General features: G+C 66.0%; 18 protein-coding genes. 4 read left to right on the forward strand and 14 right to left on the reverse strand.

Going from position 1 to position 20975, the window contains the following annotated elements:
- Position 1 precedes the first annotated feature (1 nt).
- The 9 genes from D3877_RS06765 to D3877_RS06805 all read right to left on the reverse strand — a co-directional run bounded on the left by D3877_RS06765 (position 2) and on the right by D3877_RS06805 (position 11644).
- A complete protein-coding gene (locus D3877_RS06765; RefSeq protein WP_119830836.1) occupies positions 2–817 on the reverse strand; it encodes an outer membrane protein assembly factor BamD in 816 nt (271 codons plus the stop codon).
- Positions 818–930: 113 nt separating this feature from the next.
- The gene (locus D3877_RS06770) at positions 931–1674 is read right to left on the reverse strand and encodes a hypothetical protein (protein ID WP_119829908.1); all 744 of its coding nucleotides are present in this window, start codon (positions 1672–1674) and stop codon (positions 931–933) included.
- A gap of 188 nt (positions 1675–1862) precedes the next feature.
- Positions 1863–2777, reverse strand: coding sequence for a protein phosphatase CheZ (locus tag D3877_RS06775; RefSeq protein WP_238474760.1), 915 nt, complete (start codon positions 2775–2777; stop codon positions 1863–1865).
- A 164-nt stretch (positions 2778–2941) separates the two neighbouring features.
- The gene (locus tag D3877_RS06780; protein ID WP_119829909.1) at positions 2942–3307 is read right to left on the reverse strand and encodes a chemotaxis response regulator CheY; all 366 of its coding nucleotides are present in this window, start codon (positions 3305–3307) and stop codon (positions 2942–2944) included.
- Between the two features lie 272 nt (positions 3308–3579).
- Positions 3580–5598 carry a M24 family metallopeptidase gene (locus D3877_RS06785; protein ID WP_119829910.1) on the reverse strand — a complete coding sequence of 673 codons (2019 nt, stop codon included), beginning with the start codon at positions 5596–5598 and terminating at the stop codon, positions 3580–3582.
- A gap of 268 nt (positions 5599–5866) precedes the next feature.
- Positions 5867–6757, reverse strand: coding sequence for a 50S ribosomal protein L11 methyltransferase (locus D3877_RS06790; protein ID WP_119829911.1), 891 nt, complete (start codon positions 6755–6757; stop codon positions 5867–5869).
- Between the two features lie 108 nt (positions 6758–6865).
- Positions 6866–7903, reverse strand: coding sequence for a hypothetical protein (locus D3877_RS06795; RefSeq protein ID WP_119829912.1), 1038 nt, complete (start codon positions 7901–7903; stop codon positions 6866–6868).
- Between the two features lie 134 nt (positions 7904–8037).
- The gene (locus D3877_RS06800) at positions 8038–9234 is read right to left on the reverse strand and encodes a hypothetical protein (RefSeq protein ID WP_119829913.1); all 1197 of its coding nucleotides are present in this window, start codon (positions 9232–9234) and stop codon (positions 8038–8040) included.
- 100 nt (positions 9235–9334) lie between these two features.
- Positions 9335–11644 (reverse strand): ATP-dependent helicase, encoded by a 2310-nt coding sequence (locus tag D3877_RS06805; RefSeq protein WP_119829914.1) that lies wholly within the window; start codon positions 11642–11644, stop codon positions 9335–9337.
- A gap of 185 nt (positions 11645–11829) precedes the next feature.
- On the opposite strand from D3877_RS06805, the gene D3877_RS06810 reads away from it, so the two are divergent.
- Both D3877_RS06810 and D3877_RS29760 read left to right on the forward strand, forming a co-directional pair.
- Positions 11830–12270: a YccF domain-containing protein gene (locus D3877_RS06810; protein ID WP_119829915.1), complete on the forward strand. Its 441-nt coding sequence runs from the start codon at positions 11830–11832 to the stop codon at positions 12268–12270.
- A 108-nt stretch (positions 12271–12378) separates the two neighbouring features.
- On the forward strand, positions 12379–13152 hold the full coding sequence (locus D3877_RS29760; protein WP_158599797.1) for a hypothetical protein: 774 nt from the start codon (positions 12379–12381) through the stop codon (positions 13150–13152).
- Between the two features lie 194 nt (positions 13153–13346).
- Here the strand turns inward: D3877_RS29760 and D3877_RS06820 are convergent, their stop codons facing one another.
- From D3877_RS06820 to D3877_RS06830, 3 genes are all read right to left on the reverse strand, one after another.
- The gene (locus D3877_RS06820; protein WP_119829917.1) at positions 13347–14525 is read right to left on the reverse strand and encodes a DUF3095 family protein; all 1179 of its coding nucleotides are present in this window, start codon (positions 14523–14525) and stop codon (positions 13347–13349) included.
- 160 nt (positions 14526–14685) lie between these two features.
- Entirely contained in the window at positions 14686–15849 is a 1164-nt protein-coding gene (locus tag D3877_RS06825; protein ID WP_119829918.1) for a DUF3095 family protein, read from the reverse strand.
- Between the two features lie 103 nt (positions 15850–15952).
- Positions 15953–16387 (reverse strand): CBS domain-containing protein, encoded by a 435-nt coding sequence (locus D3877_RS06830; protein WP_158599798.1) that lies wholly within the window; start codon positions 16385–16387, stop codon positions 15953–15955.
- A gap of 388 nt (positions 16388–16775) precedes the next feature.
- Between D3877_RS06830 and D3877_RS06835 the strand changes: the two genes are divergently transcribed.
- Together D3877_RS06835 and mutL are read left to right on the forward strand one after the other, a co-directional pair.
- The gene (locus D3877_RS06835) at positions 16776–17132 is read left to right on the forward strand and encodes a hypothetical protein (protein WP_119829920.1); all 357 of its coding nucleotides are present in this window, start codon (positions 16776–16778) and stop codon (positions 17130–17132) included.
- Between the two features lie 72 nt (positions 17133–17204).
- Positions 17205–19127, forward strand: a complete 1923-nt coding sequence (gene mutL / locus D3877_RS06840) for a DNA mismatch repair endonuclease MutL (RefSeq protein ID WP_119829921.1) — start codon at positions 17205–17207, stop codon at positions 19125–19127.
- 110 nt (positions 19128–19237) lie between these two features.
- Here the strand turns inward: mutL and ilvC are convergent, their stop codons facing one another.
- Both ilvC and ilvN read right to left on the reverse strand, forming a co-directional pair.
- Positions 19238–20257, reverse strand: coding sequence for a ketol-acid reductoisomerase (ilvC, locus tag D3877_RS06845; RefSeq protein ID WP_119829922.1), 1020 nt, complete (start codon positions 20255–20257; stop codon positions 19238–19240).
- A 172-nt stretch (positions 20258–20429) separates the two neighbouring features.
- Positions 20430–20939: an acetolactate synthase small subunit gene (ilvN, locus tag D3877_RS06850; protein WP_119829923.1), complete on the reverse strand. Its 510-nt coding sequence runs from the start codon at positions 20937–20939 to the stop codon at positions 20430–20432.
- Positions 20940–20975: the final 36 nt, after the last annotated feature.

A 20975-nucleotide genomic window follows, 5' to 3' on the forward strand; every position in this document is an offset into this window, starting at 1 on the left:
CCTAGAACAGAGAGTTCCAGGCTTTGCTGAGCCACGATTTCTCGTTTCGCTCGGGGGTGAGCTTGGCGTCCACCAGAAGAGCGTAGCTGTCCGTGTACCATTCGCTACCGGGGAAGTTGTGGCCGAGCACGGCTGCGGCGGTCTTGGCTTCGTCGGTCACGCCCAGCGCCAGATAGCATTCCACCAAGCGGTGCAGCGCCTCGGCGACGTGGGACGTCGTCTGGTAATTCTCCACCACCACGCGGAAGCGCCCGATGGCCGAGGTGTATTGCTGCTGGCGCAGGTAGAAGCGTCCGACCTCCATCTCCTTGCCGGCCAGATGGTCGTTGGTCAGGTCGATCTTCAGCTTGGCGTCGCGGGCGTATTGGCTGTCGGGGAAGCGGCGGACCACTTCGGACAGCGAATCGAGCGCCAACCGGGTGATCCGCTGATCGCGGCGCACGTCGGTGATCTGCTCGTAATAGGACAGCGCCCGCATGTAATAGGCGTAGGCGATGTCCGGGCTGCCCGGATGAAGCTGGATGAAGCGGTCGAGCGCCAGAATGGCGTCGTCATACTTCAAATCCTGGTAATGGGCGTAGGCGGCGAGAAGCTGCGCCTTGCTGGCCGATTCCGAATAGGGGTGCTGGCGCTCCACCTCGTCGTAGAGCTTGGCCGCCTTCTTGAAGGCGTCCTCCTTCATCGCCAGATCGGCTTCGGAGAGAAGCTGATCGGCGGGACGCTCGACATAGGCGTCCTCCTTGGTGGAGGAGCAGGCGGCGAGCGTGGCGGACAGGAGAATGGCCGTCAGCGGCAGGCGATAGGAGCGAGGCAGCATCGTCGTCATAAGCTCTTTCAGCGTTGCCCCTGTATAGCACGCCAAGGTGCGGGCGCAGCAAGTGGTTCTCGGGGATCCAGGGGGCGCGGGCTGTGATGAAACGCGGATGGACGTCAGCCGAACAGCGCGTCGATGTCGGCCTGGCTGATGTTTCCGCTGTCCGGGGTGGCTTCGGCGGGGCCGTGCAGGTCGAGATTCTCGTCCCGCTTCGTGACGGACGGCGGCAGCGGCATCGCTTCGAATTCGCGCTTGTTCCACAGCCCCATCATCGCGTCCACGCGCTCTTCGATGAAGGACATGGCGCGAACCACCTTGGTGATGCGCTGGCCGGTCAAATCCTGGAAGTTGCAGGCCTCATAGATGCGGACGATGACGTCGGTCATGTCGTTGACGCGGTCGCGCTGATAGCCTTCGGGCAGCGACGCTTTCAGCTCCGACACCACCTCGTCCAACTCTTCGGCGCAGGCCATGATGGTGTTGGTCGCGGCCTCGGTCGCGGAGACGACGGCGCTCAACTCCTGGCTGGCCTGCTGGAACTTGTCTTCGCCACCCGACAGCGGATGGCGGATGGCCGCCATTTCAACCTTGGTGGCCTTGATCTTGCCGGAAATGTCGGCGATTTCGACCTGAATTTGGTCGATCTGCGCCGCGTCCATCGTCAAGAAGCGGTCAAGCTTTTCGCCCAGCGTGCTGATGGCGCGCAAAACTTCGGTGTTGTCCAACTCAACGGCCTGGACCGGGGCGGCCAGCGCCGGAGCCGACGCAGCCACCGAATCATCGGACAGCGCCTTGAAGGGATTTCCCGTCTTGCGGGCCTTCTGAAGCTCGGCCATGAAGGGCTTGGACATCTGCTTCATTCTCGGTCCCGCCTTTGTCGAATGGCCGCGCTCGGCCTTGAGTGGTCGAATGAGACGGGCGGAAAGACCGCGCGCCGTCGCTTGGTTGTCGCGCACACACCGCTAACGTGAACGTGCGCCGGATCCCCGCCTGCCCCGCTCCGCGTGTTCCACCCTTGACCGACTCCGCCCGAAGCCCCGCGAGCGGGTCATCCAAACAGAGCGTCGATCGCCGCCTGATCGAGAGGGGTTGGCGGCTCATCCGCCGCCGGAGGCGGAGGTGGAGCCGGTTTTGGCGCGGGCTTGGCCTTGATCGACGGGCCAGGCGGCTTGGGAACCGGCTTTTTCGCCGCCGGTTCCGCCGGTTTGGGGGCCGGAGCCGGGCTGTCGAACATGCTGTCGATGTCCGACTGGCTGGACTTCACCGGAGCGGCGGGGGCCGGACTGTCGAACATGTTGTCAATGTCCGACTGGCTGGACTTCACCGGACTGGTCGCCACCGGATCGGGCGGCGGCGGCGGGGGGGGAGGAGGTGGCGGCGCCATCGCGGGGCTGTCGAACATGCTGTCGACATCCGCCTGACTGACGCCATGCCCTTCCAACTGCGGACCGTTCAGCAGATGCGCGTCGGGCCGTTTGTCGGTGTTCTCTTCGGCGATGGCCATCCCGGCCATGCCATCCTCGCCCCAGATGTTGATCATGGCGATGACGCGCTGTTCGATGTAGCGAAGCGCGTTCACCACCTTGCTGGTGCGTTGGCCGGTCAGATCCTGGAACGAGCAGGCGGTGAAGATGTTGTTCACCTCCCCGTCGATCTCGCCGCACAGGTCCGAATCGGCTCCCGCCGCCCGCAGCTTGCTGGACAAATCCATCAGCCGCTCGGCCGCGTTCAGGATCTCGAACGAGGCGCGCTCGGTCGAGATCACGATGGCGTCCAGCTCGTTGGTGGCGGAGAGGATCTTGTCGCCAGCCCCGTCGGCTGGCCGCAACGCTGCGACCTCCCGCCGGGCCTGTTCGATGGACGCCGCCATTTCCATCAGCTCGCGCCGCAAAACGCCGACATGCTTGCCAGCTTCCACGGCCTCGCTCTGGCGGCTCCAGGACGTGCGGAACTCCTGGAGCATGGCGCGTACCTCTTCCGTCGCGGCCCCCAGGGACCGGCGATGGAGACGACGCAAGAAAGCCCGCCCCTTGGTCGATCGAGCGATCGCTTCTTCGATCTGCTCGAACTCTTCCTCGGACAGCTGTGGAAGCTGCTCCAACCCGTCCACTCCCCCAACCCTCTGCGTCAGCCGCCGATAACCGCCTGGATTTTCATCTTCAGGGTGTCCGCGTTGAACGGCTTGACGATGTAATTGTTCACGCCCGCCTGCTTGGCGGCGATCACGTTCTCGGTCTTGCTTTCGGCCGTGACCATGATGAACGGAGTCGGCGCCAGCTTCGCATCGGCGCGGATTTCCTTGAGGAGCTGGAGGCCGGTCATCGGCTCCATGTTCCAGTCGGAGATGATGAGGCCGAACTTGCTCTCACGCAGCTTCGCCAACGCCGACACGCCGTCGCCGGCCTCGTCGATGTCGGTGTAGCCGATCTGGGTCAACAGGTTCCGCACGATGCGCCGCATGGTGGCGTAATCATCGACGACGAGGATCTTCATCTAGACGTCTCCGCATAAGTCCGTTGCCGGTGGATGGTCCGGCGTTACGCTCACCCGGCGCAGGGCCGCGCCGTAATCCGGGAAGTGTGTGCCAACTGTGATGCCCTAACTTTTCTGAAAAGTCATCCCTTTGAGACACAGTGAAGCAGGCTGGTAAAGAAGGGGTTACCGAACAGGTCGGGACCTTGCCAGATTCCCCCGACGAACGCACGGGCTGTTTTCACCGCAGCCACGCGTTCCGCCAAATCCGCTTCATTCGCCCAAATTCTCATTTACGACGCGGCGATCAGCGGCGCGGTTGCGGCGGCCAACCAGACCGCAACCTCCGCATCCAACAGCGGCGTCAACGACTCACACACACGCGCATGATAGGCGTCGATCCAGGCGATTTCGTCCGGATCGAGAAGCGCCGTGTCGATCACCGCGCGGTCAATCGGGGCCAGGGTCAGCGGCTCAAACCCCAGCGTCGGGCGCTCGGCCCCCTCGACCTCGACCGGCTGGACGACGACGAGGTTTTCGATGCGGATGCCGTAAGCGCCGGTCTTGTAGTAGCCCGGCTCGTTGGACAGGATCATGCCGGGTTGCAGGGCGACCGTGTTGCCGACCTTGGAGATCCGCTGCGGCCCCTCATGCACCGACAGGAAGCTGCCGACGCCATGGCCGGTGCCGTGGTCGTAATCCAACCCGGCCCGCCACAAGGGCAGGCGCGCCAGCGCGTCGAGCTGCGATCCGGTGGTGCCGCGCGGGAACCGGGCGGTGGAGAGCGCGATGTGGCCCTTCAGCACGCGGGTGAAGCGGTCCTTCATCTCGGGGCTGGGGGTTCCGACCGCCAGCGTCCGGGTGACGTCGGTGGTGCCGTCGCGGTATTGCGCGCCGCTGTCCAGCAGGAACAAACTGTTCGGCTCGATCCGCCGGTCGCTGTCGGGGGTGACGCGGTAATGAACGATGGCCCCGTTCGGCCCGGCCCCGGCGATGGTGTCAAAGCTCAAGCCGGAAAACAGCGCGTTGCTCTGGCGGAAGGCCAGCAGCCGGTCCACCACCGCCAATTCGGTCAGCTCCCCCTTCGGCGCCTCTCCGGCGAACCAGTGGAGGAAGCGGACCAGGGCGGCGCCGTCGCGGGCGTGGGCGGCGCGGGTTCCCGCCAATTCCGCCGCGTTCTTGCACGCCTTCGGCAAGGCGCAGGGGTCGGCGTCGCGCTCCACCGTCGCGCCCGCCAGATGCAGCCGGTCGAACACCCAGGCCGAGGTGCAGGACGGATCGGCCAGCACCCGCGCGCCGCGCCCGACCGCGTCCAGCGCCGGACCGAACTCCGCCACCGGACGCACGCGGACCTGATTGCCCAGATGGACGCGGGTTTGCGGCGCCAGCTTGCGCGGATCGAGGAACAGATCGACCGCGCCGTCCTGGTTCAGAATGGCGAAGGACAGCGGGAACGGCGTGCAGGGCACATCCGCGCCCCGGATGTTGAGCAGCCACGCGACGCTGTCGGGTTGGGTCAGCACAACGGCGGCCAGCCCCTTGTCGGCCAGCCCCTTGGCCAGACGGGCGCGCTTGTCGGCGGCGCTGTCGCCGGTGAAGGCGATGTCCTGCGGCGTCACCGGCGACAGGGGGGCCGGGGGCTGGTCCGGCCACACCTGATCCAGCGGGTTGTCCTCGCAGGCGATCAACTGGATTCCGTCGCGCTCCAGCGCCGCGCGGGTCTTTTCGACCCAACCGACGGTGTGCAGCCACGGATCATAGCCCAGCCGCCCGCCCATCGGCAGCGCGCCCGCCACCCAGTCGGTCAGCGGATCTTCGACCAGATGCTTGCGCTCATACTGGGTCGGAACCTCGGTCTGCGCCTGAAGCGTGTAGCGGCCATCGACGAAGATCGCGGCGCGTTCCGCCATCACCACCGCGTTGCCCGCCGATCCGGTGAAGCCGGTCAGCCAAGCCAGACGCTGGGCGCGCGGCGGCACATACTCGCCCTGATGCTCGTCGCCGCGCGGCACGACGAAGCCGTCCAACTCACGCCGTTTCAGCACGGCGCGCAGGTCGGCCAAACGTTGGGCGGCGTCGGACGGCGCAGACGCCGGGGCGTCGGCCAAAGCGGCCTTCAACGCCTGAAGCTGTTCGATCAGGTCGGCGGGCAGCCCCTGCCCCACCAGAAGCAGCCAATCGGCGGGATCGTGGCTGGCCGGAGCGGCCAGCACGCCCGCCAACAGCGCCCGGATGTCGGCGGGAGTCTGTGAAACATTGGCGGCGGTCAGCAGGGAGGCCAGGGCGTCATCGCCACGATAGGGGCTGGACACGGCGGGAGATTCCTTGAAACGGTGGCGACCGGAATCGGTCAGACCGCGTCAGGCTAGGCACCTCCGCGCGCGCGCGCAAGCGGCTGGCGTGGTGTTTTTTGGCGGAGCCGACGGGTTGGGCCGCCCCCTCCCCATCCCTCCCCCGCTGACGCGGGAGAGGGGGCAGGAGCTTTGTCCGCGCGCGGCGGTTTTCCCTCTCCCGCGCAAGCGGGGGAGGGTTAGGGAGGGGGCATCGAAGGCTGAACCCGCCCGATCTCAGCGCCAGTTTTCAGCGCTTGACCACCAGCGTGGTCCATTCGCCGACCGGGATGCGGGCGACCAGACGCAGGCCCTGATTCCGGTGGGCCTGGATGACGTGGCGTTCCTGCCGGTTCAACAGACCGGCCAACACCGCGTAACCGCCCTTCTTCAGATGACGACGCAGTTGCGGGGCCATGCGGGCCAGCGGGCGGGCCAGAATGTTCGCGGTGATGAGGGTGTAGGGCTTGTGTCGGCCGACCAGACGGGTGTGATAGCCGTCGCCGCCTTGCGAGCGGATCCGGCCCTGCAAACCATTGATCGCAGTGTTGATGCGGGTGACGCGCACCGCCTCCGGGTCGATGTCCACCGCCGTCACCGGCACGCGCCAACGCTTGGCCACCGCCAGCGCCAGAATGCCGGAGCCGCAACCCATGTCGAGCGCCCCGCCCCGCCCGCCGCGCGGCAGCTTCAGATGACGCGACAAGCGGTCAAGCGCCTGAAGGCATCCGTTGGTCGAGCCATGCTCCCCCGTGCCAAACGCGGTCGCGGCGTCCACCAGCAGCGAGACGCTGCCCGCCGGGACGCCGCCCTCATGATGCGAGCCATGGACGAAGAAGCGCCCGGCGCGGATCGGCGGAAAGCCCTGGTAGCTGTGCGACACCCAATCAATCATCGGCAGGCTTTCGATGATGACCTTGGGTTCGTCGATGCCGACCGCCTGGGCCAGAACGGCGACGCGGGAGACCAGCCGGGGTTCGTCCGGCTGGCCATGGATGGTCGCCTCGACCAGCCAGTTGCCGCCCTCTTCCAGCTCGAAGGTGGACACCGCGTCGGCGTGATCGCCCACCGCTTCGGCGAAGGCCGGGGCATGGGCTTCGGGAACGACGAGCGCGATGCGCCAGAGCAAATTCGGGGACATGAGCGGGGGCTTTCCAGGACGACCACAGACAACCGCTGCTTTTTAACCGCCCACTCTTCCCGAAACCAAGAGAATTGCGCGCCCCGCCCGGTTCTCAGCCGCGCCCAGTCAGTTGCCGGGAACAATCATCGGATGAACGATGAACAATTCGCGCGCCGTCGGATCGACGTCCACCTTCACCCAATGGGCGTTGGGGCTGCCGAAGGTTTCCACACGGGTGACGTTGGGGATCAGGTTCGCTTGGTTGATGAACGGCTTGTCCACCTTGAAGAAATGGGTGTCGCCATGAACGACCAGGATTTGCCCGTCATAGCTCTTGGCCTCGACCAGCAGAGCGTCGATGAAACGGTCATACCCGTCGACGTTGGAATTTTTGCGCTCGTCCTTGTCCTCGGTTTCCGGCAGATCAAAGCCCAGATCGGCCTGAAAGGTCAGCGCCACGCCCGGCGCCTTCAGCGCCTTGGCCTTGACGAACGCCTCCTTCATCCAGGCGATGTTGGCGGCGTCGCGCTCCTCATACTCGGCGTTGTCAGCGGCGCATTGGTCGGCCTTGCGGGCGCTCTTCTTGGTGCAATCCTTGTCGTCCAGCACCTTGTTGTTGTTGCTGCCGGGGATGTTCAGTCCAACGAAGACGATTCCGTTGTGAATCAAACGGGTGTTTTCGGAAAATTTCTCGCCGGGCTTGCCCTGCTGCTCCAACGTCAGCTTCGATTGGCCAAAGCTCTGGTTGGTGGCGAACATGGTTTTGCGGATGTGGTCCAACCGTTCCAAATTGTCATAGCCCCCGTTGTTCAAACGGTGGCAATCGGTCCATTCATTGTCGCCGGGAACATAAATCATCGGGCGCTTCAGCGAATCGAACAGCGCCACCGCATCGGCGTAGCTGGCGTTCGCGCATTCGGAGCTGCCGTCCTTGGTGTCGCCGTCAAACACCGAAAAGGCGATGTCGGCGGCGTTCATGTTGTCGATCAACCGCCGCATCTTCGGCCCGTCGCCGTTCTTGGCGTAGGGCAGATCGCCCCACAGGCCGAAGGAAAAGGGCGTCACGCCCTGGGCGGAGGCGCCACCGGCGACCATCACCATGGAGACAGCCAAAGCGACGGCGGTCCGGCGCGCGGAGCGGGCGGAGAAGACGGACGACAGCATGATGAATCCTCGGGGCTGGCAAGCGGACTTGCGGGCAGGATGCGACGCTCCCTGTTTAGGAGCGCCCCCGAGGCCGGTCATGTGAATTTCCCATGACGGGCGCGATCCGTCCGACGCCCCGCGAAACCTAACGTTCAGCCCGCCGACAGGCGGTCGGCGATGTCATGCATGCCCTGATCGCGCAAAACGGTCTGGCGATGACGGACCATGCGGCGGTCCAGCGCCTTGGCGACCACCGACCCGCCCAACAGTTCGCCCTGCGGTCCCTTCAGCCGTTGGGTCAGGCTTTGGATCAAGACCCCTTCCGACTTCACGTCGCGACGATCAAGCGGTTGGTCGCTGAGCAACGCTTGCCGTATCCGATCAATCAGCACGATCTGGCACAGCGGCGCCCGTCCGCGCAGGGCCATGTCGCACACCTGCGACAGGGCGACCGTCGGCTGCGGGATCATCGGATCGGGGTTGCGGCCATAGAGCGAATCGACCAGCGCGCACAAACCCATGACCAGACTGGGCTGCGGCCCCAGCAACTCCTTCAAGGTGTCGGCGGATCCCAGCACATCGGCCATCACGCCGTCGATCAGTTCCAGATGGCGCGGCCCGGTGTCCTCGTCAATCAGGTCCAGCAGCACGTCCAGCTTGCCGCCCAGAGTGCCCCCTTCAACCATATGCAGGGTCAGCAGGCTGAGGAACACAGCGTCGTGCCCCTCAACCCCCACCTCCGCGTCGATTCGGCGGCTGGTGTCGTCCAGGTCACGGGCGTTGAAGCTGGGCAACCGCTTGCGCTCGGCCAGAAAATCGCGGGCCTGCGCGGCGGCGGCGTCCACCAAGCGCCGGATCTCCTTCACCCGCGTCGGAACAACCATGCCATGCAGGTCGGCGTGATGCCGGGCCGTGGCGTGGATGGCGGCGCTGAGCAGCGCGCCCTGCTCGTCCAATTTGCGGAAATGCGGCCAGGAATGCAGCAGTTCGGTCGGCGTGATGCGTTGACGATCCAGGAAGGGGCGCAGCAACCGACCGATCACCACCCGGCTTTCAAAGCCGCGCAAATCATCCAGGGTCCGGCAGACCGGCGCGCCTTCCGCCGTGCCGCCCAGCATCAGCGGCTTGCCTTTGTTCTCCGGCGCCTTCTTGTGCAGGATCACCGTTTCCAGGCCAAGACCAGCCAGGGTGCGGAATTTGATGACCTTGACCTCTTCGACCCCACCGGCCATGAGCTGCGAGCGGGCGCAGGACAGCGACGCCTCTTGATCGGTGAAAGCGCCTTCGATGCGCCAACGCCCGTCCCGACGGCTTTGAACCTCGTAGCTGGTGCTGCCCTTGCCAAACACGAAACGCGCCCTCCATGCACCGACCGCAGGGAGACTGCCCCGGACGGCGGTCACAACGCTGTGACGGCCATCACAGGAAGCTCGCCCAACGGTTGGGCGGTCAACCCGCTTTTTCAGCCGGGACGACGAAGCTGTCCATCACCTTCTTGGCGCCAGACTGATCGAAGGCGATCTCCAGCTTGTCCTGCTCCACGCCAACCACGGTGCCATAGCCGAATTTCTGGTGGAATACGCGGGAACCCTTATCAAAGGCCGCTTCGGGCCGGGCGCGAGGGGCGACGGCGTAGGCGCCCTGGTCCAGCGTGATGGTTTTTGGCGCGGGGGGCTGGCGGGTCTGTCCACGGAATTGGAAGCCGCCGCCGCCAAAGCCGCCCATCGCGTCGCGGAACGCCGCCCCGGCGCCGCCAGGATGCAGACCGGGCGCGGCCTCCGTCTCGACGTCGCTCTGCGGCAATTCGTCCACGAAGCGCGACGGCAGCGCGCTGACCCAATTGCCGTACAGCCGCCGGTTGGCGGCGTGGCTGACATAGGCCCGCTTGCGCGCGCGGGTCAGCCCGACATAGGCGAGCCGCCGCTCCTCCTCCAACCCGGCGACGCCGGTTTCGTCCAGCGCGCGCTGGTTGGGGAACACACCCTCCTCCCAGCCGGGCAGAAAGACGCGGTCGAACTCCAGCCCCTTGGCCCCGTGCAGGGTCATCACCGTGACCTGATCAACCCCGGCGGCCTCGGCGTTTTCCATCACCAAGGCGACATGCTCCAGGAAGCCCGCCAGCGTCTCGAAATCGCCCATCGCGGTGACGAGTTCCTTCAGATTTTCCAGGCGGCCCGGCGCTTCGGCGGTTTTGTCCTCCTGCCACATCTTGGTGTAGCCGGATTCGTCCAGGATGATCCGCGCCATTTCCGTGTGCGGCACGGTTTCCAGCATGGTCCGCCAACGGAAAAAATCCTGCAACAGGCCGCGCAGAGTGCTGCGCAGCTTGGGCTTCAACTCGTCGGTGTCGGTCAGCAGCCACGCCGCTTCGGTCAGCGGCGCGCCGCGCGCGCGGGCGGCTGTGTAGAGCGTCTGCATGGCGGCGGGGCCGACGCCGCGCTTGGGCAGATTGACGATGCGCTCAAAGGCCAGATCGTCGTCGGGCGAATTGACCACCCGGAAATAAGCCATCGCGTCGCGGATTTCCTGCCGCTCGTAAAAGCGCGGCCCGCCAAGCACCTTGTAGGGCATCCCCAGCGTGATGAAACGCTCTTCAAACTCGCGGGTCTGGAATCCGGCGCGCACCAGAATGGCGACCTGCGACAGCGGCGTTCCCTTGCGCTGGAGCGCTTCGATCTCCTCGCCGACCCAACGGGCCTCCTCCTCGCCGTCCCACAGCGCCTTGACCCGCACCGGCTCGCCGCCGTCGGCCTCGGTCCACAGCGTCTTGCCAAGCCGCCCCTGGTTGTGGGCGATCAAGCCCGACGCGGCTGCCAGAATATGCCCGGTCGAACGGTAATTTTGCTCCAGCTTGACAATGGTGGCGCCGGGGAAATCGGTCTCGAAACGCAGGATGTTGCCGATTTCGGCGCCGCGCCACGCGTAAATCGACTGATCTTCATCGCCCACGCAGCAGATGTTCTTGTGAGACTGAGACAATATACGAAGCCACAAATATTGTGCGACGTTGGTGTCTTGATACTCATCGACCAGAAGATATTTGAACTTACGGTGATACTCGGCCAGCACATCCGGGTGCTTCTGGAAGATCACCAGCGTGTGCAGCAGCAGATCGCCAAAGTCGCAGGCGTTCAGCGTGCGCAGCCGCTCCTGATAGGCGCGGTAGATCGCCACCACCCGGCCGTCGGCGACGTCGCCGCCGTCGCTGTCGTTCAGCCGGTCGGGCGTCAGGCCGCGATCCTTCCAACGTTCGATGGCGCCCAGCACTTGGCGCGGCGGCCATTTCTTGGCGTCGATGTTCTCGGCCTCCAGCAATTGCTTGATGAGGCGGATCTGATCGTCGGTGTCCAGAATGGTGAAGTTCGATTTCAGCCCGACCAGTTCGGCGTGACGGCGCAGGATGCGCGCGGCCAGCGCGTGGAAGGTGCCAAGCCACCAGCCTTCCGGCTCGATCCCGACCAGGGCGGCGACGCGCTCGCGCATTTCCCGCGCCGCCTTGTTGGTGAAGGTCACGGCCAGAATTTGGAAGGCCGCCGCCCGCCGCGTCATCAACAGATGGGCCAGCCGGGTGGTCAGCACCCTTGTCTTGCCGGTCCCCGCCCCGGCCAGCACCAGCACCGGCCCGTCCAACGCCTCCACCGCCGCGCGCTGCGACGGATTCAGCCCGTCGAGATAGGCGAAGCGTTGGGCCGGAGTCGGAACGGCGCTCCGCTCAAAAGCGGCGCTGCTCAGCGGGTCATCGTCGAAATGGTCGGACATGGGATCACGGCTTTCCTGTGCGGCGGCGTCTTGTATAGCACGCGGCGCGACTCGCTGAAGCCCGTCTGCACACCTTTCGTTCTTTTTTGACGGCGCCCGCCGCGCCCGCGCATTTCCCGCTTGTCCCCTCTCGACGGGCCGAAAGACCATCCCCACATGAGGGTTCCAGAAGGAGTACCCCCGCCATGCCCGTGTTCAGCTTCCTCCTCAATGTTTTGTGGGTCGTCACCGGCGGCGTCTGGATGGCGCTGGGCTGGTTGATCGCCGCGCTGCTGATGGCGGTGTCGATCATCGGCCTGCCTTGGGCGCGCTCCGCCCTGACCATCGCCCATTACACGCTGCTGCCCTTCGGCCAGACCGCCGTGCGGCGCGACGAAATTCGGGGGCGCGGCGACCTTGGCACCGGCGGCCTGGGCTTCATCGGCAACATTCTTTGGTTCGTGTTCGCCGGTTGGTGGCTGGCGCTGGGCCATCTGTTCGCCGCCGTCGGTCTGGCGATCACCATCATCGGCCTGCCCTTCGCCTGGGCGCATCTGAAGCTGGCCATGCTGGCGCTGTGGCCCATCGGCACCGAAATCGTCCCCGTCGACGCGCTGGAGCGCCGCCGCGTCTGGGGTCGGGTGTGACCGCGCGCCGGGAAGATGGACAAAATTTGAGATAAATATTTTTCTGCGCAGGAGCGCCGCCCTCTCCGCCGTCAAACTGACTGTGAGGCAGTCCGTCAGGAGAGAGCCATGTCCGTATCCTTGGTAAGTTCGTCCTCCTCCACCCAATACGCCCAGCGTCCGCAAGGGCCGGGCAAGGAAGTTCGGGAGGGAATGAGCGCGCTGAAAAAGGCGGTCGAGTCCGGTGACTTGTCGTCGGTCCAGACCGCCTATGATTCCCTGTCCAAGCTGCAATCGAGCAAGGACAGCAGCGGTTCGTCGTCCACCTCGTCCACCAGCAGCGCCAACGACAGCAAAAACCCGCTGAACAAGCTGTTGAGCAGCGTCGGCGACGCCCTGAAATCCGGCGACATCAGCGCCGTGCAGGAAGCCTTCAGCAAGAACGGCCCGCCCAGCGGCGGTCCCGGCGGCGCGGGCGGTCCTGGCGGCGCCGGTGGCCCGCCGCCCAACGGCCCGCCCCCCGGCGGTGGCGGTGGCGGTGGCGGATCAAGCGATGTGCGCGACGCCGTTGGCAGCCTCGCCCAATCGCTGCAATCGGGCGACGTGTCGGGCGCGCAGGATTCGCTGACCTCGCTGACCAAGCTTCTGTCGGCCCAGAGCGAGGACGACGACAGCGACGGCGAGACCGACAGCGACAGTTCGTCGTCGTCCAGCAGTTCGTCGTCCAGCAGTTCGTCGAGCGGCAGCACGTCGAAGACGACGGGCAACGCCTTCCTCGACAAGCTGACCAGCAGCCTGAGCGACATCAGCTCCGCACTGAAGTCGGGCGACACCGCCAGCGCGCAAAAGCTGTTCGCCAGCATCGCGCCGCGCGGTTCGCAAGGCGTCAACGTCGTCGCCTGATTGGAACGCCGGGGGCGCGTCGCCTCAGCGACGCTTCGCCCCCTCCCCAACCCTCCCCCGCCGCTGGCGGGAGAGGGAGTCTTGCGCCTTGTCGGCCTTCGGCGGAGTTCCCTCTCCCGCGCAAGCGGGGGAGGGGTAGGGAGGGGGCCGACGCGGCCATCCCCTCACATCTCCTCAGTCAAACACTCTTTTGCTCACAAACTCTGCGGCGCCGCCACGCCGGTCTTGCCCGCCTTCATCGCCTTCAGCATCACCGACGCCCGCCAGAATCCCAGCCCATCGCCGTCCAGAAAATGCACATGCCGGTCAGCGGCGAGATCGCCGACCAGACAGGTGATGGTCGTCGCGTCGGCCCGCGCCGTGCCGTAACAGATCGCGCCCGCCGCCGCTTCCTCGGCCAGACGGCGCTCGATGGCGGCGGCCTCGTCTTCGGTGACGTCCAGCACCATGCGCGGCCCGCCCGCCTCCTTGCGGAAATCCGACCGCTCCGCCGTCGTCCGCCGGTAATGCTCGGGATCAAAGCTCGGCAGCTTCCAGCCCATGCGCAGCAAAAAGCTCAAGGTGGCGGAGGCGAGCAGCGCCTTGCCCACCCGACGCGCCGCCGCAAGACGTGACCGGCTCGCCCGCGCCTCCATCAGCAACGAGCGCCAGGACGGCGGCCAGCGCGTGACGATGCGCTCCCCACCGCCCAGCGGGGCGGCGGTTTCCGTCGGCACGATCCGTTCGATCTCCGCCTGGACGCGCGCCAGCGTCGCCATGCCCGCCGCGCCATCCTCCACCGCGTCGATGATGACGCACAGGACCGTGCCGCGACGCTGCGGCACCGGACGCCAGCGGCAGGACACGGTTTCCAGCCCCGGCAACGGCCCCGGCGCCGGATCGAGCCGCCAGCGCGCGTCCTCCTTCACCCAGGAATCCGCCGCGACGACGCCGCTGCCCAGAAACAGGCCAAAGCTGTTGCCGTTGCCAAAATCATGCAGCGCCGCCATCACCTCCAACCCCTGGTCGAGCAAGGCGCGAACCGGGACGATGCCGATGCGCAGAGGAACGTCCATCACCTCTCCCGCCCAATGGGCCAGCGCGGTCAGCGCCGCCCGCGCCTCCCCTTCCCGCCCCGGCGGGACGGCGGCGATGGCGCCGTCGCCGCCAAACTGGCAGGCCACCGGGCTGTTTCCCATCTGAACCGCCTTGGACAGCACGGCGACGACGGCGGCGGCGACGAAATTGACGTCGCGATGCCGCCCCTCGGCGGCCAAGCGGGTGCTGCCGATCACGTCGGCGATGGCGAGCGACCAATCGCCGCCCAACGCCGCATAATGGCTGGGGTCAGACGCCTCCGCCGCGAAATCATGAATCGCTGGCAATTGCGGCATGACAGTCCCCTTGGTCGCCCGGAATCTCGTGTTCGGGGGCAGACTAGAGCAGATCGTGTCAAATCGGAATCGATTTGGCGCGTGAATCTGCTCGACAAATCAAAGCATAGAGCGCCGCGATGTTTCGCATTTTGGACGCGGCGCTCCAACACAGAGACGATCACGTCGGTTGCGCGACCGCGCCCGGCTTCATCGCTTTCAGCATGATCGAAGCGCGCCAGAATCCCAGCTCGGCCCCATCGACGAAATGAACATGCTGGTCGGCGGACAGATCGCCGACCAGACAGGTGATGGTCGTCGCCTTGGCCCGCGCCGTCCCATAACGGATCAACCCGGCGGCGGCGGCCTGGGCCAGCCGACGTTCAATCGCGACGGCCTCATCTTCGGTGACGTCCAGCACCATGCGCGGCCCGCCCGCCGCTTTGCGGAAGTCCGACCGTTCGGCCATCGTTCGCTTGTACTGCTCTGGATCAAAGCCGGGCAGCGTGATCTTGAACAGCAGCAGCAAACGCATGATGGCCGATTGCAGCAAGGCCGCCGCCACCCGGCGAACACCTTCGCCCGGTTTGCCGCCGCGCGCCTCCATCCGCAAGGCGCGCCAAGACGGCGGCCAACGCGCCCGCAGCCGTTCGCCGGAGCCAAGCGGCGCGGCGACTTCGGTGGGAACGACGCTTTCAATCGCGGCCTGCATGCGCGCCAGAGTCGCCAACCCCGCCGGGCCATCCTCCAGCGCGTCAATGATGACGCACAGAACCGTGCCGCGACGCTGCGGCACCGGACTCCAGCGGCAGGACACCGCCTCCAACCCCGGCAACGGCCCCGGCGCGGGATCAAGCCGCCAGCGCGCGTCCTCCTTCACCCATGAATCCGCCGCGACGACGCCGCTGCCCAGAAACAGGCCAAAGCAATTGCCCTTGCCAAAATCATGCAGCGCCGCCATCACCTCCAACCCCTGCTCCAACAAAGCGTGAACCGGAACGACGCCAATGCGCAGGGGGACGTCCATCACCTCGTCCGCCCAATGGGCCAGGGCGGTCAGCGCGGCTCGCGCCTCCCCCTCCCGCCCCGGCGGGACGGCGGCGATAGCCCCGTCGCCACCGAACTGGCAGGCCACCGGATCGTCGCCGACCTGCACCGCCTTCGACAGGACGGCGACGACGGCGGCGGCGACGAAATTCACGTCGCGGTGCCGACCCTCGGCGGCCAAACGGGTGCTGCCGATCACGTCGGCGATGGCGAGCGACCAATCGCCGCCCAACGCCGCGTAGCGGCTGGGGTCCGACGCCTCCGCCGCAAAATCATGGATCGCTGGCAAACGCCGCATGGGCGCGACTCCGCAGGTTTGGGCGTGTTCGGTCCAACGTTGTTACGTAAGCCCGAACGCCGCGCCGTCAACCGCTGCGGCGGTCCCCGTCATCGCGTGCCGATCACAAAACCTCGGTCAACGTGTCCATGATCGCCTTTTCCCGGTCAATCACCGCCAACTCGTCACCGACAAAGTCCCGCATGGAGATCAGGCCGACCACCTTCCCATCCTCGACCACCGGCAGGTGACGCAGGGTGTTGGTCGCCATGCAGCGCAGCGCCTCGCCAACCGTGGTGGCGAGGCCGGTGGTGACGGGGCAACGGGTCATCACGCTGCTCAACAGGGTGGCGTCGGGGTCCAGCCCGTCGGCCACGACCCGGTCGGTCAGGTCACGTTCGGTGAAGATGCCGATGGCGTGATCGCCCGGATCGGTGACGACGACGGACGCCACACGCTCGTCCCGCATCCGCTGGGCCGCGTCGCGCGCGCTGGCGGTCGGCGGCAGCGCCACGACCCGATGATTGTGGACGAGATCCCCAACGGTGCGATTCATCATGATGATCCTCCCGAAGCTTGTGAACCCGCAATGGGATTCCCTGCCCGCCGGTTCACGCCAGCAAGTTTTCGCATTGCAAAAAACTGGGTCTTTGAGTATTTGGCCGTGGAAAAGCAAAACACGCGCCGATGAAATCCTAATCCCGCGCGCTGTCTGTGACGAGTGCGTGACGACCAAGACCAACGCATGTTCGCCATGCTCGCCCAACATGCGACAGATCCGCACGATTCCACCGTTCGGAAGAAGAGTTGGCACGGGAAATTAAAGGTCACAGCCCACGCCACAATCCATTAACCGTTGCTAAACCAAATGCTGCGAAAAATGACAAATTCATTCACGCCGGGTTAACCCGTCCGAAAACGCGTCAAGAATAGGGACATCGCGCTTCATGTCGTGGCTGTCAAAATTCAGTGGTGGCGGCAAGGCCGCAGCCGCCGCCGCAGCGGCGAAGGGCGCGCAACCGACCACTCCGCCAACCATCGTCATCGACCACACCGAATATGTGCCGGAGGAGTTTGCGATTGGCTCCTTTCGGCTCCGTCCCTATGAAGGCGACCTGATCGCCCGTCAGCAGTTCGATTTCCGCATGGTTTTCGATCTGGGCGAGGATCCGGTGGACGTCGCCTGCCATGGCCTGGTGGTGAAGATGACTCCAGAGACCGGCCTGGTCGCCCGTTACAAAAGCCCGCAGCCCTTTTATGAAAAGAAGCTGATGGACTACATCCGGGCCTGGAAGGGTCTGTAACCCGCCCGCCATTGCAACGTCTCGCCACTGAATGGAGTGGCCCCGCCACCGCAGAACCCCTATATCTGTGGCATGACGATCCGCCTGCTCCCTGAGATCCTGGTCAACCGCATCGCCGCCGGCGAGGTGGTCGAACGTCCCGCCGCCGCCGTGAAGGAGCTGGTGGAAAACGCCATCGACGCCGGGGCCACCCGCATCGACATCGTGGTGCGCGACGGCGGCAAGACGCTGATTTCGATCACCGACGACGGCTGCGGCATGACGCCGGACGAGCTGTCGCTCGCGGTCGAACGCCACGCCACCTCCAAACTGCCCGGCGACGATCTGCTCGACATCCGGTCCCTGGGCTTCCGGGGGGAGGCGCTGCCGTCGATTGGCGCGGTCAGCCATCTGACCATCACCAGCCGCCCGCGCGGGGCCGACAGCGCCTGGAGCCTGACCGTCAACGCCGGGGCCAAGGGAACCCCGCAACCCGCAGCCCTGGCCCACGGCACGCGGATCGAGGCGCGCGACCTGTTCGCCGCCGTTCCCGCCCGGCTGAAATTCCTGAAGGCGCCGCGCACCGAATACGACCACATCGCCGATTGCGTCGAACGTCTGGCGATGGCCCATCCCGGCGTCGCCTTCACCCTGTCCGACGGCGGCGGCGGCAGCCGGTCGGGCCTGCGGCTGACGGCGGCGCAGGGCGAGTTGCTCGACGCCCGTTTGACTCGTCTCGGCGCGCTGATGGGCCGCGATTTCCAGGAAAACGCCATTCCGGTGGAGGCGATGCGGGAGGCCGTGACCCTGTTCGGCTGGATCGGCCTGCCCACCCTGCACCGCCCGACCGCGCGCCACCAGCATCTGTTCGTCAATGGCCGTCCGGTGCGCGACAAGCTGATGGTCGGCGCGGTGCGCGCCGCCTACGCCGATTTCCTGCCGCGCGACCGCCACCCGCTGCTCGCCCTTTTCCTGGAGATCGACCCGCAGGAGGTGGACGTCAACGTCCACCCGGCCAAGGCCGAGGTGCGCTTTCGCGACCAAGGTTTGGTGCGCGGGCTGATCGTCGGTTCGCTGAAACGGGCGCTGGCCGACGCCGGGCATCGCGCCTCGACCACGGTCGGGCTGGCGACTCTGGGCGCGTTGCGCCCGCAGGGCGACGGGGCGGAATCGGGGAGCGGCGCGGCTTTCACCCCCTCCCCCCTGCCCTATGGGCGCGGCGGCGGCGGATCCGGTTGGGGCGGCTCCTCCTGGGGCGGCAATCCGCCGGTCACGCCGGGAATGGCCGAACGGGTCAACGCCTTCCAAGCGCCCTACCCCATGCCGACCCAACCACCCGGCCTGCCCCCCTTGCAAGGCCGCCTGTCCGGCTTCGCCCCGGCGGCCCGCCCGCCCGAATACGCCCCCGCCAGCGCCAACGCGCCCGCCCCCGACAGCCACCCGCTGGGCGCGGCGCGGGCGCAGTTGCACAACACCTACATCGTCGCCCAGACGCGCGAGGGCATCGTCATCGTCGATCAGCACGCCGCGCACGAACGGCTGGTCTATGAACGGATGAAAAGCGCCCTGCTCGACGGCGGGGTGAAGCGCCAAGCCCTGCTGATTCCCGAACTGGTTGAGTTGGACGAGCCGTCGGCCAACCGCCTGCTGGGCCGCGCCGCCGAACTGGCCGAGTTGGGGTTGCTGGTGGAGGGCTTCGGCCCCGGCTGCGTCCTGGTCCGCGAGGTTCCCGCCCTGCTGGGCCAATCCGACGTCAAGGGCCTCGTCGCCGATCTGGCCGAGGAACTGGCCGAGTTGGGCGACGCCCTGTCCCTGAAAGAGCGCCTGGAAGCGGTGTGCGGCACCATGGCCTGCCACGGCTCCGTCCGCGCCGGTCGGGCGCTGGGCATTGAAGAGATGAACGCCCTGCTCCGCCAGATGGAAGCCACCCCCCACAGCGGCCAATGCAACCACGGCCGCCCCACCTATGTGGAGTTGAAGCTCGCCGACATCGAACGGCTGTTCGGGCGGCGGTGACGTGTCGGGTTGCCGCGCCACCGCCTGAGTGATGGCGGCGGTCATCGCACGAAAAAAGCGCGCCCCTTGCGGAGCGCGCTTTTCCGTTCACCAACGCGGCTTTGAACCGATCAGTTCTTCGACTTGTCGACCAGACGACGCTCGGCGATCCACGGCATCATGGCGCGCAGCTTCTCGCCGACCTTTTCGATCTCATGCTCGGCGTTGCGGCGGCGGATGGCCTTGAAGGACGGCTGGCCGACCTTGCATTCCTGCATCCAGTCGCGGACGAAACGGCCTTCCTGAATGTCGGTCAGGACGCGCTTCATCTCGGCCTTGGTTTCGGCGGTGATGATGCGCGGGCCGGTGCGGTAATCGCCATACTCGGCGGTGTTGGAGATCGAGTAGCGCATGTTGGCCATGCCGCCCTCATAGATGAGGTCGACGATCAGCTTCACTTCGTGCAGGCACTCGAAATAGGCCATTTCGGGGGCGTAGCCGCCCTCGACCAGCGTCTCGTAGCCAGCCTTGATGAGTTCGGTCAGACCGCCGCACAGGACGACCTGCTCGCCGAACAGATCGGTCTCGCACTCTTCCTTGAAGCTGGTCTCGATGATGCCCGCGCGGCCGCCGCCGTTGGCCGAGGCGTAGGACAGGGCGATGTCCAGCGCGTTGCCCGAGGCGTTCTGGTGCACGGCGACCAGCGACGGCACCCCGCCGCCACGCTGATATTCGCTGCGCACGGTGTGGCCGGGACCCTTCGGCGCGATCATGAACACGTCGAGGTCGGCGCGCGGCTCAATCAGGCTGAAATGGATGTTCAGGCCATGGGCGAAGGCGAGCGCGGCGCCCTGCTTCATGTTCTTGGCCAGATCGTCCTTGTACAGGTCGGCCTGGAGTTCGTCGGGGGTGAGAACCATCACGACGTCGGCCCACGCGGCGGCTTCGCCGGGCGCCATCACGGTGAAGCCGGCGGTCTCGGCCTTCTTGATGGTGGCCGAGCCGGGACGCAGAGCGATCCGCACGTCCTTGACGCCGCTGTCACGCAAATTGTGGGCGTGAGCGTGCCCCTGGCTGCCGTAGCCAACGATGACGACCTTCTTGCCCTTGATCAGGTTGACGTCGGCATCACGATCGTAATAGACGCGCATGGTGATGGTTCCTTGAATTCACAGCAAATGAAGAGGGTGTGCGTCCTCTTGCGGGCGGATTACTCCATTGAGCAAAGCCGTCCGTCAAGCGAAACAATCGCATGGTTGTGCGGCGAACGCGGGAAGCTTCCTTGCGTTTTCGCCGCTGCAACCGTTCCAACAAACCACGGCGTCAGAAGCCGCTGGCGCCCTTGGACATGGCGACGACGCCGGTGCGGCTGGCTTCGACCAGCCCCAACTGGGCCATCAACCCAACAAAATCATCGACCTGTTCGGTGGTCCCGGTCAGCTCGAAGACAAAGGAGGTCAGCGTCGCGTCCAGCACGGTGGCCTTGAAGATGTCGGCCAGACGCAGCGCCTCGATGCGCTTTTCGCCGGTTCCCGCCACCTTGACCAGCGCCAATTCGCGTTCCACCGACGGGCCTTCGTCGGTCAGGTCATGAACCCGATGGACCGGCACAAGACGGCTGAGCTGCGCCTTGATCTGCTCAATGATCATCCGGGTGCCAGACGTCACCAGCGTGATGCGCGACACATGGTCGGCGTTGTTGACCTCCGCCACCGTCAGGCTTTCGATGTTGTAGCCACGCCCGGAAAACAGGCCGATGACGCGCGCCAACACGCCCGGCTCATTGTCCACCAGCACGGCGATGGTGTGCTTTTCGATCTTGCTCTCGTCCATAATACCCAAACTCCCCCGAAAATCGCGCCGTCAGCC

The sequence above is a fragment of the Azospirillum cavernae genome, assembly GCF_003590795.1.
GTDB lineage: Bacteria > Pseudomonadota > Alphaproteobacteria > Azospirillales > Azospirillaceae > Azospirillum > Azospirillum cavernae.